We start from the raw sequence: 17,406 nt of genomic DNA on the forward strand, positions 1-17,406 counted from the left end.
GCAGGATGGCGGAAATAACTGACCAGTTAAAAAAGGTTCAAAAGCTTGTACAATAACCTTTCTTCCCTTCAGCATAGCTGCTATCCTAGATAACTAAAGCCTCCTGCCTTCTGCCTTTTTGCACTAGGTAATCAGCTTATAATCTCCCATTTAACGGGAGAGAACTTCACAGTGCATATTAAATCAGTAGTCAGAAATATTGCTAGAATAACTGAAAATGTAGCTTTTGAATAAAATCTGGCAGAGGTTGATTCTACTAAAAGCTAGAATTAAAAATATAGAATTAAAAATCTAATGACCAAAAAATAAAGTCTCAAGTCTTCCCTTTCAAAGGGATGAAAAAACAGTCGAGAGATGGCCAGGAAACCTACGCCATATCCAATCGACTAAGAGAAAATAAACTTCAATATTTCAAGCCTCTGACTTTCCTGCGGAATGCTGCACAAACAGGCAAAGATACCGATAACTGATAACTGATAACTGATAACTGAAATGACTTTGGCCCAAACACTGGAACAAGAGTGGAAAACCAAACTTCAGGAAGACTACCCAAACCATAGCTCAGATGTCCACAACAGTATTATTTGCTGGCTATTGGGGAATAATCCTAGTCGCTTAGACGAGCTGACTCCTACTCAAAAGCAAATGGCATCTAAAGGGAGAGAGTTTCTTTATCGAATTCTAAAACAAAGATATTTAGACATTCCGCCAGAGCGAGCTTATCGAAACTTGATGCAACGCTTGAGTGGCCTAGTAATGCTGCGACAAAAAATACGAGCATGGGTAAATACCAGTCGCGATCGCCAACGAAGTGTAATTGATGTCCTACAGGAAGTGATCCAAGAAATGCTCAATAGCGATCGCTACCTACAGCAACAAATGACCAAAATCAGTGAATGTACAAAAAATCCCAATCTCCGCAACTCTCTATTATTAGCCAGTGTAGAAGAATATTGTATTAGACCGATTCGTAATCAGCCTTTACTGGTATATAGATTTGTTAATTATCTACGTCGAACTCAAAGAGGTGGCCTAACTCAAGTACCTGTAAAAGAATGGGTTAAATTAATCTCGGAAGATATTAGTCCTGGTGATACGGAAGACCGAGTAAGTTTGTTAGATGCTGTAGTAACTTCAGGGTATCAAGATACTGAAGAAATAGAGCAACAACATTTGCTCCGCTCTAAAGTCCAGGAGGAGTTTGAGAAATATTTAGTAGAAAAAGTTGATTCCAAGGCAGCAGAATGGTTGAAGCTTTATCTTCGAGGCAATACTCAAGAGGAAATTGCTCAAGCTTTAGATATGCCTATCAAACAAGTGTATAGGTTACGAGAAAAAGTCAGTTATCATGCAATTCGTGTTTTTGCAGTTAAACAACAACCAGAATTAGTAGCTAGTTGGTTAGAAATTTCTCTGAATGAACATGGCTTAGGTTTAACTTCTAATCAATGGCAAAAATATTGGCAAAATCTCAATCCTCAACAACGTCATTTAATTGAAGGGTTAAAATCAGGTGCAAGTGTAGAGGAAATTGCTAAACAGTTAAACTTGAAAAGTAACCAAGTTATTAGCGAATGGACTAAATTATACCTATCTGCTCAATCCTTACGAAATAGTTCCTAGCTTCCATCAAGAGTGACATACTCCCACACTAAGCTTGCGCTATAGTGTAACCTCTCTCGTTTCGTAGCCCTACCATTGCATCGGACTCCACGAGCTTTAAGGACGGAATGCCCTGGCACCCTATTTTTTTATATTGATTGCCGCGTTTCCTAGGTGATGCTTCCCTACGGGATGCTGCGCAAACGCAAACACATCGCGGTCAATCACAACACCGCAATGTGGCCAACAATGAGTTCGTATATTTAATTCTTTATCGACTTTTTCCCCACAGTTTGAGCAATCTTGGCTAGTATTTTTGGGATTCACTCCTATAATTTTCACCTCCAGCATTTCCGGCTTTGACAGTCAAAATAGAGAGGAATTGACCCCATCCAGCATCGTTAATTGATTTACTCAAACTGGTCTTTGCTAGCCCTATATATATTTTTTGGGGACAAGTCAAAGTGCCCCTACACAGTCGGCTAAGGCCAATGCCTAGCGTTCTGCTTACTTTTTATTATTGACTACTCCCCGCAGCTGTTGCCGAGGGGATTCTAAGTTGATACTACGCAACACCGATAAATCCTTGTTGCTTCGTTTTTTCGAGCGCTGACCAAAGATACACTCTTTGGGGACAAGTCAAAGTGCCCCTACACAGTCGGCATAGCGTCTAAACCATGCTTTGCTGCTTACTTTTGTCTAAACGTTTGTATATCCAGATAATAGCACAGGACAACTAAAGTTGTCTAATCTAAACGACTCCCTTGTTTTCATCCCCCGGTTAAAACACCTATGCTTTATAAACATCTTTCTTCACATAAAACTTGACAAAAATATCATTTGATGTAATAGAGTCTGAAAGCTCCTAGTGTCGTTGCGATCGCAACGACAAAAAACAACTTTTAGGAGTACACAAATTAGTCAATTTGTCAAATCAGTAAAACCAACAAAATGCTCGTAAGCTTTTGATAATAGGCATTATCCACTTTTGTAAAGATTTTTGCTTATAAAGCATAGGTTAAAACACGGGGGCTTTCAACGTCGCTTTTCGGTTAAAATAGCACAGGAAAACTAAAGTTGTCTAGTCTAAACGACTCCCTTGTTTTCATCCACCGGTTCAAACACGGGGGCCTTTAAAGTCGCTTTTCGGTAATTTATAGGATAATATAGTCTTAATAAGTAGTGTATCGAGTATTTGAGTATTTAGATACTTGAATTATTTGACATCCTCCCCGGCTGTTAGGCGCGGGGATTCCTACTGAGCCGTAGCTCTTCGGCGGGTTGACGCTTTGCTTCGCATAGCTGCCGCTAACACAGGGTGCTGCTTCCTTGGCGGTAGTCTGATGCTTCCCTCCACGTCCGCGCACGAGTTTCCGCAATTCGCAGCTCCTCCGGAGGAGGCGTGCCCCCCGGCAACTAATAACAGTTTAGCATATATCCAATTCACTTGCATGCTCAAATAAAAAGTCGCCCTACAAGGGCGAGGCTTTAAACCCAATTTTTCGGTAATTGGCGTATTTAGTGTAATTTTTTTAGAAATATTTTGCAGATGGTAAAAGTACACCAAATATATATATGGTAACTGCTTGATTATTACCATTTTTTTACCGAAGAATTAAGGTTTAAAGCCTCTGCTTTAAAGGAGAAACAAGCGGTCGTTTTGCTGGCGCATAACTACGTTAACGCTACGCGACATATTTGCGAAGCATGACCTAGGAAAAAGCGTAGCTTCCCGAAGGGTGGGATGGATGGGTTTCCTAACCATATCCAATCGACCAAGAGAAGAAAAAAATTTTCATGATTAGTCAATCCTCTTCTTTTCAAGGAGAGGTAATTATTAATTATTAATTATTAATTGTTGAATCAGCTTCAATAGCTCTAGTGAAGACGGTTGTTGCCTATTTTAATCCCGATTGTTAAATAGATGATTTCTATTAGTTTCAAACTAACAATTCAATAATGCCAGCATACAACAAAAATAATGGGGAAAAGCAAATGGATCATCCCCAGATATTTGCTCTAATTGATAATATATTACCATTTGAAGCCTGTCTACACTATCAAATTTTACCTTTATCTATAGAAGGTAGTCGAGTTAGACTTGGTGTCGTTGACATCCAAGATTCTTCTGCTATAAATTATGCTCGCCGATTATTATCTTATTTAAATTGTTCGCTGGCAATGGAAGAAATTTCCTCTGAAACTCAGAGGTCAATATTATCATCTTATTTAAACTATATTGGCCGTCAAAAATCTGTCACTTCTAGTTCCTCTCAACCTAAATTACCCCATAATAATCATCAACAAATTGATAATCATCAATCTCCTAAAAAAGGAAAAAATCAGCAATTTTCAGAGCAAAAAAAGACCGCAAATCAAGAATATTTAATTAAAAAATCTCAAGACTCACAACAACAAACACTTCAAACTAAAATTCAACATCCACAAAATTATTTATGTGATGTTTTAGAATTATTTCTACCTAACTCTAAACAATCTATCTCTCCAGAAGCGATGGCTAATTTAGAGCCTCAACAGTTATTAAGAGAACTAATGATAAGAGTTTTAGACTCAGGAATTGGTAGACTTTATTTTGAGCAACAAAAATCACAAGGAAAAATTCTTTGGAGTCAAGATGGAGTTCTGCAATCTGTACTTGAAAACCTAGAACGAGACAAAATTGAAGGTGTTATTAACGAACTTAAAATCCTGACAAAAATGAGTTCAATTCCCATTAAAAAATCTCGGCAAGTAGAAATTGAAAGAATTTATCAAAATAATCATTTACTATTACGTTTGAGAGTGATGCCAGGACTTTATGGGGAAGAAGCAACACTACAGGTATTAAGAGGAGCTGCCTTAAAATTTTATCAACAGCAAAAGCTATCTTTATTGAGTCAAGATACCTTGAAATTAGGTAAACAATTACAGATTAAAATCAATCAAATTTATTGTAGTCAACATCTAGCTCCATTTCAACTAGATAGCTTGTTAACTTTGCAGAAGTTATTGGATAATGTTGAGCATCAGATTGAATGTATTATTTCTCAACAAAATCATCAAAATTTATAAATATGACAGGGAGTAGGGAGTAGGGAGTAGGGAGTAGGGAGTAGGGGGAAATTTGTTGTAACCATTCAGCGGTCAGCTATCAGCTTCATTACCTTTAAAAAGCGTTTCAGTACAGAAAATGCGGATAGCTAGTTAACCAACTTTTGAGAAAAGCTCTACTACTATACTAGGGCTTGCGCTTATAAAGCTAAAAGTCAGGATAGCTTACGGTAATGGAGCTTTTTATATTCAGTTTATCTCCTAGTTATTGGCTCTTATTTGCCTCAAAATACTGAAATTTTCTGCTGAAATTCAAGAAAATTTCTTCACATAAAATGGCTGAAACCATTGCCTGTTCAACCCATCTCCGCTTCCCCGCGTCTCCGCGTCTCCGTGTCCTAACCCCCAGTAACCCATCCTATACTAAAACAGGCTCCTCTAGTGGCCACCGATTCATTGTTTTGCCAATTACTGCCATTTCCTGCATTAACCGATCAAATTTTTCAGGTGTCAGAGATTGAGGGCCATCAGATAGAGCTTTTGCTGGATTTGGATGGACTTCAATCATCAGAGAATCTGTCCCTGCTGCAATAGCAGCCATTGCCATTGCCGGTACATATTCAGCTCTACCAGTACCATGACTGGGGTCAATCATAATTGGTAAATGAGTCAGCGATCGCAACACTGGTATTGCTGAGAGGTCCAAAGTATTACGAGCATACTGACGGTCAAATGTACGAATACCCCGCTCACAGAGAATTACATTTGGATTTCCAGCAGCTAAAATATACTCTGCAGCCATTAACCAGTCTTCGATAGTTGCAGCCATTCCCCGCTTCAAAAGTACAGGTTTGTCTTGGGCACCTACCTTTTTTAACAGAGAGAAGTTTTGCATATTACGGGCACCCACTTGTAGCACATCAGCAACTTCAATCAATTTTGGTAAATCAGCAGCATCCATTACTTCTGTGATGATACCCAAACCAGTTTTTTCTTTAGCTGCAGCTAGTAGATCTAAAGCACTTTCACCATGTCCCTGAAAAGAGTAAGGAGAGGTACGAGGTTTATAAGCTCCTCCACGCAAAAACCTAGCACCCGCAGCTTTAACCCGCTGGGCTGTTTCTACAATCATCTCCTCATTTTCCACGGAGCAAGGGCCTGCAACCACAACTAAGGGGTGATGAAGGCCGAAAGTTACAGGCCCATCAGGAGTAGATACTACTACATCACTTGCTTCTCCATGGCGATATTCTAAACTGGCTCGCTTATAAGGACGTTCAACCCGCATTACCTGTTCGATCCAAGGACTCAGTTCTTGCAGTTGTAATGGATCTAGGTCTGCAGTATCTCCTACTAAACCTATGACAACTTTATAGCGCCCAACAATTTTTTCTGGTGTTAGACCCCAATTAGTTTTAAGGTCATTACAAAGACGGTCTATTTCGGCTTCTGGAGAACCAACTTTTGTTACTATAATCATTTTTTCTTTTGCAGCTAAATTTAGATGTGAGTCAAGGGACAGTTATTTCGACAATAACTTGGAATAGTCAAGTTTTGCTTATTTCTTAATAAATATGATATAATTGCAATTTTTATCTGTGGATGCGATCTTTTCACATCTCAATATCTATAAATAAATTGTTTAGGAATATTAAGACAGTGCTAGAGACGAGGTTCTCTCATCTCTATAACTATTAATCATAGAAGGAAATTAGCTTTTTGATTTAGCTTCTTTCCTGGCTTCTTTAACCCGTTGAAAGTTAGTTTTTAGTTCTTGCCAACCCAATAAACCACCTTTTCTATCTTCATCCCAAGAAGCAGAAAAAAGACCATAACTCAAACCAATAACACTTAAACCAAAAAAGCCCATACTAACTAGCAAAACTGCTTGGTTTGGTAGTATTAAAATATCGTTGGTAATGATAAAGTAGCTAATAACAAAGGTTAATAATGCCAATATTAGAGGTGTACCAGAGAATAACACCATACGACTTATCATTCGCCGACTAACTACTTCTGGGATAGAACTATCTTCTTTAAGTTGTTGGCGTTTTTGATTACTAATGTTTTTCGGCTGACTTTTTACATTAGAAGATTGTTGATCCTCTACTGTTTTTGTGTTGGGTGAGGGAGATGATTTCTTACCTTGCTTTTTACGGTTTTTAGCAGGCTCAAAAGGTAAAGGTTGACGTGATGATTCTGAGGGCATAATTCAGCTTCTAACCTCTAATACCAAGGCGAGTAATTAATGTTTTATAACGTTCTTGACTTTGTTTTTGAATATATGATAGTAAGCGCTTACGTTTACCAATCATTTTTAATAGACCTCTTTGGGATGAATAATCTTGCTTATTATTTTTTAAATGAGCACTTAATTTGCTAATTTTTTCGGTCAGCATCGCTACTTGGACATCTGCTGAACCTGTATCCGTTTCATGGGTTTGGTACTCACCAATAATTTCTTGTTTACGTTGTTGCTTGAGAGCCATATATTTAACTTCTACTAATCTTTCTCAAAATTACTACAATCATTAACTATATCATCAAATAATTATTCTGGACAATATGAAGAAGATAAGATTTTAATTAGCAGTTAGTCTAAATCTCTTGCTATTGGGCTACGCAAATAAGACGCGGAAATTTATAAATGTTCAAAGTTGGTCATTTCAGTTATCAGTTATCAGTTATTAGTACCTCTGCCTGTTTGCGCAGCATGACCTAGGAAAGTCAGAGGCTTGAAATATTGAACTTTATTCTTTTTCATCCCCTTGAAAGGGGAGGCTATTGACCTTATTTTTTGGTCAGGTCAGCAATTTATCAAAATAATATGGGTTGCGCAACCCCGTCTTTTAAGGCGAAATATTTTTGGAGAGTTGCTCACGCATCCCCGTTACAAAAATAACTTCTGACTTCTAACTTCTGACTTCGTTAATCCTCCTGTTGCCTGTTGCCTGTTGCCTGTTGCCTGTTGCCTGCGCACAGCGCTATATGTAACTTTTTCAAAGTTGAGTTGGACGACTCAACCAACTAATAGCTTCCCTAATCCAATGTTCTGGATTGGTATTTTTGGACATTTTAGCATCTTGACTAACAGCTTGTAATGCCTGTATTACCTCTTGACCTGTATATCCCAAAGCTAACAAAGTCATTTCTACTTCTTCTTGAATAGCGGGTGTAACTCCCACAGGTACTGATGTAGTTAAACCAGCATCATGTCGCCACTCGGCCAATTTATTTTTTAATTCTAAAGCAATACGTTCTGCGGTTTTCGGGCCTACTCCTGGAGTTTTAGCTAAGACACGAGTATTACCTCCAACAATAGCTTGGACTAAATCTGGTAATTCTAAAGTATTTAACAAAGCGATCGCCAATTGTGTGCCAATACCACTAACACTTACTAACTGGCGAAACAAATCTCTTTCTGCAGAGATACCAAAACCGTACAATAACATTTGGTCTTCCCGTATTTGTTGGTGAGTAAAAACTTGTATTTCTTCTCCCTGTTGTAAATTTTGAGTTAACCTCGGCAGAATTTGTAGCTCATAACCTACTTGATTAACTTCTAAAATTAGAGTCACACGAATACCACTACCTTTTTGAACATCAGCTACTTTCCCTTTCAGATAATTAATCATAAAAATTCATTTAAAGTTATTACAAAATTACATATTAACAACTGCCGAACCATCATTGAACTTACAACAGTTTTGACTTAATAAGATATTAATTTTTAGGTAAGCATTTCCTACAGAATGCTGCGCAAAAAGCTCTTAGCAGTTAGCGCTTCCCTGCGGGATGCTACGCAAACAGCAAATAATGAATAATTTTTTCTAAGGTTGAAGAAGTATATCTTGGCAGTAACTTTTAATTCTATCTCAATTTTTCAATTATTTTTACCGAAAAATTGTGGTCTAAAACCTCCTATTTTTCTTCTTTTAAGGAGATAAAAAGCGGTCGAGGTATAGTGAAGAAACTTGCGCCATATCAAATAAGAATATTCCTTATCTCAAACCTCCTTATTGCAAGAAGTACTGTTAACATTTGCGTAGCATGAACTAGGAAAGTTCCGACCATCGGAGGTTAACTGATAACTGATAACTGATAACTGAAATAACCTCCGTCTCTCATCAATAGCTTATAGCTGAATGCTTAATGCTTAATTTTTTAGAGCTTTCGGTAATACAGAAAAGAGATTAAAATGAAACTATATCTTATTATTAAATTCCGATAATTTTCATGTCATTGCCAAAACTTCATCTATCCCAATTATTTCCAAACTTAGACCGACAAATTTTAATTCTGGCAATGGGTAGATTATTATCTCAAATTGGTACAGGATTTACTTTATTTTATGCACCAATTTTTTTTGTCAATCAAGTTGGTTTATCTACAACTTCAGTTGGTATTGCCTTAAGCAGCGCTCAAATTTCTGGCATAATTGCTCGTTTTCTAGGAGGTTCTTTCAGTGACTCTCAATTTTTTGGTCGTCGGATAACTCTATTATTATCATTAATTCTTTCGGCACTAGCTTCAGTAATAATGGCAATAGCTAATAATTTTTATACTGTAGCGATCGGTAATTTATTACTAGGATTAGGTATTGGATTATATTGGCCGGCAATGGAAGCTATTGTGGCAGATTTAACAGTAGCAACCGAACGTAAAGAGGCTTATGCTGTTACGAGATTAGCAGACAATATTGGTTTGCAGTTGGGAATTATTTTTGGTGGAATAGTTGTGAATTTTACGGGTGCTTATAGAGCATTATTTATAGTTGATTCTATTTCATTCTTGATTTTTGCAGGAGTTATATATTTAGCGGTCAAAGAAACTTATAAACCAGTTAAATCAAATCATAAAATTGAAACAGAAAGGCAAAAAAATATTAATGGCTGGCTATTAGCTTTTAGCGATCGGAATCTAATTATTTTTGTGATGGTGAATGTTTTTTTTACTTTCTACATTTCTCAAATTCACAGCACAATACCTTTATATTTAAACAACTTTGTTTCCGGAAATTTTTCACCACTAATTATCAGTGCTATATTTACAGGACATACTGCTTTGACTGTTATATTCCAATTACCAGTTGCGAGAAAATTACGCAATTTCAGCCATCCTCAAGCATTAATAATTTCAGCAATATTATGGGGGTTAGGATTTTTCGTCATTGGTATTACTGGAATAGTAGAAATAGGCAATATTTTATTTACTACTTTAGCTTTAAGTTTATTTGCTATTGCAATTATTTCTTATACTCCTTCTGCTTCAGCTTTAGTAGCGGACTTAGCACCAGAATCTTTGCGTGGTATTTATTTAGCAATTAATGCTCAGTGTTGGGCGATTGGATTTTTAATCGGACCGCTATTAGGAGGATGGGTATTAGATCGAACACAAATTGTGGTGAACATATTTTGGTTATCAATGGTAATAACTGTGGGAATTACTGTTGGTGTTTTGCAGTATCTTGACCGTAGATTAATGAGTGAAAATTTGACTAATAGAGAGGGAGTAGGAAGTAGGAAGTAGGAAGTAGGAAGTAGGAAGTAGGGAGTAGAGAGTAGGGAGTAGGGAGAAATAATTGATGATTTCTTTGGGATAATTGATTTAATTTTTTATTATTGAATATCTCTAATGAATGGCAGAAATATTTCAGTAGTCAGAATCAATAATTATTCAGCTATTAATGCTAAATTTTGAACTATTGGATATTTAATCAGACTGCTATTAGGAGGATGGGTATTATACCAATTTGATAAATATTTGCTACAAATAGCTAGGGTATTTCTTAGAATTTCCTACGGAATGCTTCGCAAACATAATTCATAATTCAGGAGTCAGAATGAATAGATTTAATACCAGTTTTTAGGTCATAAATTCTCTTTTTTGTCAAAGGGAAATTTCCTACCAAATCTTTTTATTGCACTGATTATTCGTAACATTCTTTTTTCAAATTGATATTAGATCGAACAGAAATTGTGGTAAAAATATTTTGGTGATCAATGGTAATAACTGTAGGAATTGCTGTTGATATTTTGCAGCATCTTGACCACAGATTGATGAGTCAAAATATGGCGAATACAGAAAGTAATTAATGACATAAATATTTCAGTATTCAGAATCAATCATTATTCAGCTATTAATATTAGATATTTAGTCAGACCATCATTAGGAGTTTTGGTATGGGAGCAAACACAAATTGTGGTGAAAATATTTTGGTGATCAATGGTAATAACTGTAGGAATTACTGTTGATATTTTGCAGTATCTTGACCGCAGATGGATGAGTGAAAATATGGCGAATACAGAAAGTAATTAATGACATAAATATTTCAGTATTCAGAATCAATCATTATTCAGCTATTAATATTAGATATTTAGTCAGACCATCATTAGGAGTTTTGGTATGGGAACAAACACAAATTGTGGTGAAAATATTTTGGTTATCAATGGTAATAACTGTAGGAATTACTGTTGATATTTTGCAGTATCTTGACCGCAGATTGATGAGTGAAACCCACATTCCGCACGACAAAATGTAGTACGTCAAGAGGGGAAAACTTGAGTAAGTATTTAGACTCAAGAAAAAAAAACCTCGAACTGTAATTCTAGATAAAAAGTGAAGAAAAAAAAGAGGAGAAAATGTCAGTAGAAGTGAGTAATTCAGTAGAAGTGAGTAATGTAGACCACTTAGGTTTAGTAGCAGGAATTATTGATGAGATGGGTATAGAAAAGAAAATTAATCAACTACTCGGAGAACAGCTACCAGAAAAAATTACAGGGGGTCAAGCAGTCAAAGGAATGCTTTTAAATGCCTTAGGATTAGTGTCATCTCCACTATATTTATTTAGTAAATTTTTTGAGGGAAAAGCTATAGAACATTTAATCGGAACAGGGGTGAAAGCAGAGTATTTTAATGATGATAAATTAGGTCGGGTATTAGACCAACTGTATCGCAGAGGATTAGATCAAAAATCAATTAGGTCGCCCTACTAATAGACCAACTTTACGCTGGATATTTCAATGTTTTCAGTCGATTCATTTATTGATTAATTCTAGAGTTAAGAGCATATCTAATCTCACTTATGAACGTTTAGAATTATTAAAGTTTTTTCCTCCAAGTTGTCAAAGATACTATCTACTCAGTTAAAAAACTTGAAACAAAAGCAGTTACAGCGCTAAAATAATCAACAATTGAATAGTAGTGTAAAATTTAAACACTTGGCAATAATGAAGATGCGATCGCTAAGTGTGATAGAGGGACTTTGGCAATTTTTGAATTGGTCTATTGGTAACTTTGGGCAACTGATATTATTATATAAGGCATTTATGGAGTACCATAGGAATAATAGCAAGTTAAAAAGCTTATCCCACAAGCTTTTGAGCCTACATCACTCCTTAACAAACTAGGGTGGATTTGCGTTGGCGGAGCCTAGCGGTAGCTACATCGCCTCCTACCCCATACTATAAGTCTAAATACTTACTCAAGTTTTCCCCTCTTTATATACTACATTTTGTCGTGCGGAATGTAGGGTGAAAATATAGCGAATACAGAAAGTAATTAATGGCAGAAATATTTTAGTATTCAGAATCAATCATTATTCAGCTATTAATATTAGATATTTAGTCAGACCATCATTAGGAGTTTTGGTATGGGAGCAAACACAAATTGTGGTGAAAATATTGGGTGCATCTCATATTTGCAAAAATACTTTTTTCCTGTATATTCCCTGTTCCCTGTTCCCTGTTCCCTGTTCCCTAAAAGCAATAACTTTTTGGCTTTATTCACGCATTGAGATGCACCCAAAATATTTTGGTTATCAATGGTAATAAATTTAGGAATTACTGTTAATATTTTGCAGTATCTTGACCGCAGATTGATGAGTGAAAATATGGCGAATACAGAAAGTAATTAATGACATAAATATTTCAGTATTCAGAATCAAGAATTAGTTTATGAGAAATTGAGAACCTCCACCAATTAAAAAAAACTAAATTATCAGATTTTGTAGGGTATTCAAATTAATTATACTTTTACCGGAATTGCCAGCTAAATTCGCCAGTCGTTCAAAATTAAACTCATAACTCATAATTATTTATCGCTCAAAATATCACACTAAACTAAATCTCAATATCTAAATATTACTTAGTACAAAACAAATACCTTAACTGTAAATTATTTTGGCTCCTGATTGACAAAAATCAATTCTTTAAGTTGATTAAATTCACAAACCTGTTAAATTAATCAAGATTTAATGAGACAATACATACAATACATTGTACTTGAGTGTCGGGACTGAACAATTTCATTCAACCTCACTCTCACTATATAGAATACCAAGAAGAAAAAATGTTAAAAAAAATTCTGGCCTTATTTTTAGTAGCGATCGCTCTGGTATTAACAGGTTGTGTTTCTATTGGCGGTGGACTACAAAGCTTCGTGGATACAACTGATGGTTATGAATTCCTTTATCCTAACGGTTGGCTCGAAGTTAAAGTATCTGATGGCCCGGATGTAGTATTTCATGACCTAGTTGAGGCCACTGAGAATGTTAGTGTCGTTATTAGTCCCGTAGTTGGAGACCAAACTCTGACTGACTTGGGTACTCCGACTGAAGTAGGATATAAACTGAGTAAAAATGCCATTGCACCAACAGACTCTGGCCGGGAAGCAGAATTAGTAAGTGCAGAAGCACGAGAATATAAAGCTAAAACATATTATCAATTGGAGTACGCTGTTAAATTGGCTGATGGGAGAAAGCGTCATAATTTAGCAAGTGTAGGAATTAGTCGAGGTAAACTTTTGACTATGAATATTTCAACTACTGAAGCACGCTGGCAAAAACTACATGATAAGTTTGAGCAAGTTATTAACTCTTTCTCTATATATTAGTGAGAAGATTTTAGTAAGCATTCAGCTATTAGCTGTTAGCTCTCAGCTCTTATGAGGGGATTTTAATATATAGACTTTTATTAGCTGTTAGCTCTCAGCTCTTATGAGGGGATTTTAATATATAGACTTTAAAGCCAGCTTTTATTGTAAAATTTAATTCTCACTCAATTAGTAAAGCTTTTATCTAGGGCTTGCTGATTAAATCTCAAAGCATTTACTGATATTGGTTTTAGCCTTTTTAGGTCTTGAAAAACCTTGGTTTTCAGCTCCAATAGCTCAAAAAGGAGCGCATTTTGGGCCATATAGGGGAAGAAAATCAAGGGTCAATTTTTCTGACTACCTCTTCTATAATTCCCATTCCTCAGAGATGTCAATGCTGCACTGAATATTTTAGAAGTTGTGCAACCAAAAACCAAGGTTGAAACACTCAAAGAAACACTTTTCTGAAAATCCTGTACAACTATCACTTTTTGTTAGCATAGCTCCTCCGCAGGAGGCTGTTGTCGCGGGCGGGCAGTCCGAGACATTAAACAAGACGAGGAGCCGACGTAATTCTACCCGTAGAAAGGTAGTTGATGGCAATGAGTCGTCTACCCACCCTGAGTCTTTCGTTCAGCGAGCGTCTGTTCGATTGATGGATGGGAATCCCGCGCTGCAGGTGCAGGTCAACGTCGGGAGGATGTCAAATTAGTCAGGACTAGCAAATTTTAAGTTTTCTCATCTTAAAAAATATCGTTAAATTATAGGTTATAGTCCTGACAAATTATCAATATTTTATGGAATATTTGTTGCTTGCTTGAAAATATGAAAACTCCAACCTTCATATTAGCCTCATCATCATCAGCTAGACTTCGCTTGTTACAAACTATTGGTATTCATCCTATAGTTATGCCTAGTAACTTTGATGAATCAAAAGTTAAATTAGTAGAACCTCGAAAATTAGTAGAAACATTAGCCCAGGCTAAAGCAGAAACAATAGCTAAGTCCCTAATGAAGGAAAACTTATCTGAAACACAATCAAATTTAATTTTAGGATGTGATTCAGTATTAGTTATTGATGACGAAATCTATGGTAAACCTGCTGATAATAAAGAAGCGATCGCTCGATGGCAAAAAATGCGCGGTCAAGTTGGTCAATTGTATACAGGTCATTCTTTAATCGATCTAGTTAAAAATCAAACTATCGTAATTTGTAGAATGACAAAAGTTCATTTTGCTCCCGTTAACGACCGGGAAATAGAAGCTTATGTTGCCACTGGAGAACCTTTAAAATGTGCTGGTTGTTTTGCCATAGAAGGCAAAGGTGGTTTATTTATTGAAAAAATAGAAGGTTGTCATACTAATGTAATTGGTTTAAGTCTACCATTATTAAGAGTTATGCTAAATAGTCTAGGATATTCAGTTAGTAACTTTTGGTAGGTTTTAACGAAGTCAGAAGTCATAAACCAGAAGTTATTTTTGTAACGGGAATTTGAACAAGCCTTCAAAAAAAAATCGCCTTAAAAGGCGGGGTTTTAGACTCATATTATTTTGATAAAATATCCGATTTTAAATCTAATAATTATTCTAAATTAAAGAGTAATAACAAACTTATTTCTTATACCATTTCTCCATGAAGTTGCACAAAGATGAGAATAGTCAGCGTAATAAGGTATGAGCAACAATTATTAAGAGCAGCTTTACAAAGAATTGGTATTACACTTTTTTGCGAGCTAAAAAGGCTAAATTTTTTACCTGTTAATGCTTTGAGAGTTAATCAGCAAGCCCTACTTACTGAATCGTTGACTCCTATTAACCATTATAATTTACTTCTTACTTTTGACTTATATTTTTATTCTACGTTTTGTGGTGCGGAATGTGGGTTTTATACTACATTCTGCACCACAAAATGTGGGTTGTTCCCTTTGATCGCGGGCAGAGGGCAGGAGTCAGAATTCCCTTCTGCCTTCTGCCTCCTGCTTTCTGCCTTTCTTGATAAAATTTTTTCTTTAATGCCGTTGACAAATTCTTAAATAAGAATTATTCTGATTTACAGCAGTAAAAGCTGATACAGATTAAATTGCTAAGTTACTAAATCATTTTGAGGTTAAGTTATGGTTATTGAGCGCGTTCCTGATGTAGTATTCAAAACTCGTGTCCGTGATGAATCTGTTGATGGACCTAACCCTTATCGTTGGCAAGACAAAACTACCCAAGAAATTTTTGGTGGCAAGCGTGTAGTATTATTTGCATTACCTGGAGCTTTCACACCAACCTGCTCATCTACTCACTTACCTCGCTATGAAGAACTATACGATGAATTCAAAGCACAAGGAATAGGCGAAATTATTTGTCTATCAGTAAACGATGCCTTCGTAATGTTCCAATGGGGTAAACAGCAAAATGCCAAAAATGTATTCCTATTACCAGATGGCAATGGAGAATTCTCTCGTAAAATGGGAATGTTAGTAGATAAGTCCAATATCGGTTTTGGTATGCGCTCCTGGCGCTATGCAATGGTTGTTAATGACTGTAAAATCGAAAAGATCTTTGTTGAAGAAGGTTTTAGCGACAATTATGGTGACGATCCATTTGAGACATCTGACGCAGATACAGTATTAGCTTATCTCAAAGGTCAAGAACCACCAGCAGAAAAGCCAGCTAGATTAGAGTTTGTTGGTTAGTTTAGCTCTGTACAAAGAAGCTGAAACTTGCAAGAATAATACTATATGTAGCAGTTAAATGTGATTTTTGAACTGCAGCGTCTAAAATTAACCTAAACAATAAATTTTTTCGCTATAAGGATATTTTCATATTGCTATATATAGTGTGTAAACATTCAGCTATTAGCTGTCAGCTAGCCTCCTCCGGAGGAACTGCGGACTTCAGCAACAAGATTCTCTCATATAAGACAGTGTTTAAATTAACAACTGACTTTAAGGGTAAGGGAGCCAACTTTTGTAGTAAGACAATTAATTAGGATTTACGCAGATACGCTATATATAGCGCTCAAAACTATTGTCCAATAGTCTTTATACTCTATAAATAGTGCCTTTACCGAAAAATTGGGTTTAAAGCCTCGCCCTTGTAGGGCGACTTTTTATTTTAGTATGCAAGTGAATTGAATATATGCTACAGTGTTATTAGTTGCCGGGGGGCACTCGGAAACTCGTGCGCGGACGTGGAGGGAAGCGTTAGACTACCGACAAGGAAGCAGCACCCTGTGTTAGCGACAGCTATGCGAAGCAAAACGTCAACCCGCCGAGAAGCTACGGCTCAGTAGGAATCTCCGCGCCTTCAGGCCGGAGAGGATGTCAAGTAAGTCCTGTTAATAAAGCTTTTATCCTAAATTAAAAGCAATAGCTCATGGCTGACGCCTGAATGTTTAGGGAAGAAGGACGATAGTTTAGCCATGTCTTTTTAAAGCGTGGATGAAAAACGAACGGGCGATTTTAATCGCCTAAAAAATTTGTCATTTTAGTCAGTTATGCGAATTGTACGGCATAGAGTTTATTGAAACTGAAGAATCTTATATCATGTCCGGTTGAATACTTATACTTTGGAGAAGGTAAGGCAGCGGGAGCTGGAGGCAGGAGGCAGAAGGAAAGAAAAGGTTAGAAGGGAAAAGGTTTTTTTATAACTGATTATCCGGACATGATATTACACCTCGCAAGCAAGCTTTTTAGATGATGATTTCCTGCCAAACAGGGCGTGAAAAACCCGTTTGCGTAGCATTCCGTAGGAAAAGCTGGAATTCATCAGGAAAGCGAGTACACAGAGGTTTATATCAAACCAAAAACGGTTTGTTGGTAAATGCTGATGTGAATGGAGCAGCTAATATTCTCAAAAAAAAGTAGCGACAACTTTGGAGTTTTCTCTCGA

General features: G+C 36.4%; 13 protein-coding genes and 2 pseudogenes. 10 read left to right on the forward strand and 5 right to left on the reverse strand.

Features of this window, described 5'->3' with window-relative positions; genetic code table 11:
* Nucleotides 1-492: 492 nt before the first annotated feature.
* Nucleotides 493-1,623, forward strand: a complete 1,131-nt coding sequence (locus F6K54_RS12040) for a HetZ-related protein 2 (RefSeq protein ID WP_293077743.1) — start codon at nucleotides 493-495, stop codon at nucleotides 1,621-1,623.
* 120 nt (nucleotides 1,624-1,743) lie between these two features.
* On the opposite strand, the gene F6K54_RS12045 is transcribed toward F6K54_RS12040, so the two are convergent.
* Nucleotides 1,744-1,953 (reverse strand): zinc ribbon domain-containing protein, encoded by a 210-nt coding sequence (locus F6K54_RS12045; protein WP_293077745.1) that lies wholly within the window; start codon nucleotides 1,951-1,953, stop codon nucleotides 1,744-1,746.
* Between the two features lie 1,608 nt (nucleotides 1,954-3,561).
* On the opposite strand from F6K54_RS12045, the gene F6K54_RS12050 reads away from it, so the two are divergent.
* A complete protein-coding gene (locus F6K54_RS12050) occupies nucleotides 3,562-4,674 on the forward strand; it encodes a hypothetical protein (protein WP_293077747.1) in 1,113 nt (370 codons plus the stop codon).
* 397 nt (nucleotides 4,675-5,071) lie between these two features.
* On the opposite strand, the gene aroF is transcribed toward F6K54_RS12050, so the two are convergent.
* From aroF to ruvA, 4 genes are all read right to left on the reverse strand, one after another.
* Nucleotides 5,072-6,133, reverse strand: coding sequence for a 3-deoxy-7-phosphoheptulonate synthase (gene aroF, locus F6K54_RS12055; RefSeq protein WP_293077749.1), 1,062 nt, complete (start codon nucleotides 6,131-6,133; stop codon nucleotides 5,072-5,074).
* A 231-nt stretch (nucleotides 6,134-6,364) separates the two neighbouring features.
* Entirely contained in the window at nucleotides 6,365-6,862 is a 498-nt protein-coding gene (locus tag F6K54_RS12060; RefSeq protein WP_293077751.1) for a PAM68 family protein, read from the reverse strand.
* Nucleotides 6,863-6,872: 10 nt separating this feature from the next.
* Nucleotides 6,873-7,142 carry a 30S ribosomal protein S15 gene (gene rpsO, locus F6K54_RS12065; RefSeq protein WP_202218777.1) on the reverse strand — a complete coding sequence of 90 codons (270 nt, stop codon included), beginning with the start codon at nucleotides 7,140-7,142 and terminating at the stop codon, nucleotides 6,873-6,875.
* A gap of 510 nt (nucleotides 7,143-7,652) precedes the next feature.
* Nucleotides 7,653-8,288: a Holliday junction branch migration protein RuvA gene (ruvA, locus tag F6K54_RS12070; protein WP_293077755.1), complete on the reverse strand. Its 636-nt coding sequence runs from the start codon at nucleotides 8,286-8,288 to the stop codon at nucleotides 7,653-7,655.
* Between the two features lie 601 nt (nucleotides 8,289-8,889).
* Here ruvA and F6K54_RS12075 point away from each other — a divergent pair.
* The 8 genes and pseudogenes from F6K54_RS12075 to F6K54_RS12105 all read left to right on the forward strand — a co-directional run bounded on the left by F6K54_RS12075 (nucleotide 8,890) and on the right by F6K54_RS12105 (nucleotide 17,381).
* Nucleotides 8,890-10,182: an MFS transporter gene (locus F6K54_RS12075; RefSeq protein ID WP_293077757.1), complete on the forward strand. Its 1,293-nt coding sequence runs from the start codon at nucleotides 8,890-8,892 to the stop codon at nucleotides 10,180-10,182.
* 757 nt (nucleotides 10,183-10,939) lie between these two features.
* Nucleotides 10,940-11,194 carry a hypothetical protein gene (locus tag F6K54_RS12080; protein WP_293077759.1) on the forward strand — a complete coding sequence of 85 codons (255 nt, stop codon included), beginning with the start codon at nucleotides 10,940-10,942 and terminating at the stop codon, nucleotides 11,192-11,194.
* A 100-nt stretch (nucleotides 11,195-11,294) separates the two neighbouring features.
* A pseudogene (locus F6K54_RS12085) lies at nucleotides 11,295-11,624 on the forward strand (DUF4277 domain-containing protein); the annotation flags it as partial.
* Nucleotides 11,620-11,802: pseudogene (locus F6K54_RS43755) on the forward strand (IS1634 family transposase); the annotation flags it as partial. The pseudogenes F6K54_RS12085 and F6K54_RS43755, both read left to right, overlap by 5 nt.
* Nucleotides 11,803-13,002: 1,200 nt before the next feature.
* Nucleotides 13,003-13,545 carry a photosystem II reaction center PsbP gene (gene psbP / locus F6K54_RS12090; RefSeq protein ID WP_293077763.1) on the forward strand — a complete coding sequence of 181 codons (543 nt, stop codon included), beginning with the start codon at nucleotides 13,003-13,005 and terminating at the stop codon, nucleotides 13,543-13,545.
* Between the two features lie 804 nt (nucleotides 13,546-14,349).
* Entirely contained in the window at nucleotides 14,350-14,964 is a 615-nt protein-coding gene (locus F6K54_RS12095; protein WP_293077765.1) for a nucleoside triphosphate pyrophosphatase, read from the forward strand.
* Between the two features lie 674 nt (nucleotides 14,965-15,638).
* Nucleotides 15,639-16,208 carry a peroxiredoxin gene (locus F6K54_RS12100; RefSeq protein ID WP_293077767.1) on the forward strand — a complete coding sequence of 190 codons (570 nt, stop codon included), beginning with the start codon at nucleotides 15,639-15,641 and terminating at the stop codon, nucleotides 16,206-16,208.
* A gap of 1,002 nt (nucleotides 16,209-17,210) precedes the next feature.
* Nucleotides 17,211-17,381 (forward strand): hypothetical protein, encoded by a 171-nt coding sequence (locus F6K54_RS12105; RefSeq protein WP_293077768.1) that lies wholly within the window; start codon nucleotides 17,211-17,213, stop codon nucleotides 17,379-17,381.
* Nucleotides 17,382-17,406: the final 25 nt, after the last annotated feature.

Source organism: Okeania sp. SIO3B5, assembly GCF_010692555.1.
Taxonomy (GTDB): domain Bacteria; phylum Cyanobacteriota; class Cyanobacteriia; order Cyanobacteriales; family Microcoleaceae; genus Okeania.

Coding starts and splice junctions, on each gene's coding strand:
- F6K54_RS12040 (WP_293077743.1), top strand. CDS start 493: ATGACTTTGGCCCAAACACTGGAACAAGAGTGGAAAACCAAACTTCAG.
- F6K54_RS12045 (WP_293077745.1), bottom strand. CDS start 1,953: ATGCTGGAGGTGAAAATTATAGGAGTGAATCCCAAAAATACTAGCCAA.
- F6K54_RS12050 (WP_293077747.1), top strand. CDS start 3,562: ATGCCAGCATACAACAAAAATAATGGGGAAAAGCAAATGGATCATCCC.
- aroF (WP_293077749.1), bottom strand. CDS start 6,133: ATGATTATAGTAACAAAAGTTGGTTCTCCAGAAGCCGAAATAGACCGT.
- F6K54_RS12060 (WP_293077751.1), bottom strand. CDS start 6,862: ATGCCCTCAGAATCATCACGTCAACCTTTACCTTTTGAGCCTGCTAAA.
- rpsO (WP_202218777.1), bottom strand. CDS start 7,142: ATGGCTCTCAAGCAACAACGTAAACAAGAAATTATTGGTGAGTACCAA.
- ruvA (WP_293077755.1), bottom strand. CDS start 8,288: ATGATTAATTATCTGAAAGGGAAAGTAGCTGATGTTCAAAAAGGTAGT.
- F6K54_RS12075 (WP_293077757.1), top strand. CDS start 8,890: ATGTCATTGCCAAAACTTCATCTATCCCAATTATTTCCAAACTTAGAC.
- psbP (WP_293077763.1), top strand. CDS start 13,003: ATGTTAAAAAAAATTCTGGCCTTATTTTTAGTAGCGATCGCTCTGGTA.
- F6K54_RS12095 (WP_293077765.1), top strand. CDS start 14,350: ATGAAAACTCCAACCTTCATATTAGCCTCATCATCATCAGCTAGACTT.
- F6K54_RS12100 (WP_293077767.1), top strand. CDS start 15,639: ATGGTTATTGAGCGCGTTCCTGATGTAGTATTCAAAACTCGTGTCCGT.
- F6K54_RS12105 (WP_293077768.1), top strand. CDS start 17,211: ATGATGATTTCCTGCCAAACAGGGCGTGAAAAACCCGTTTGCGTAGCA.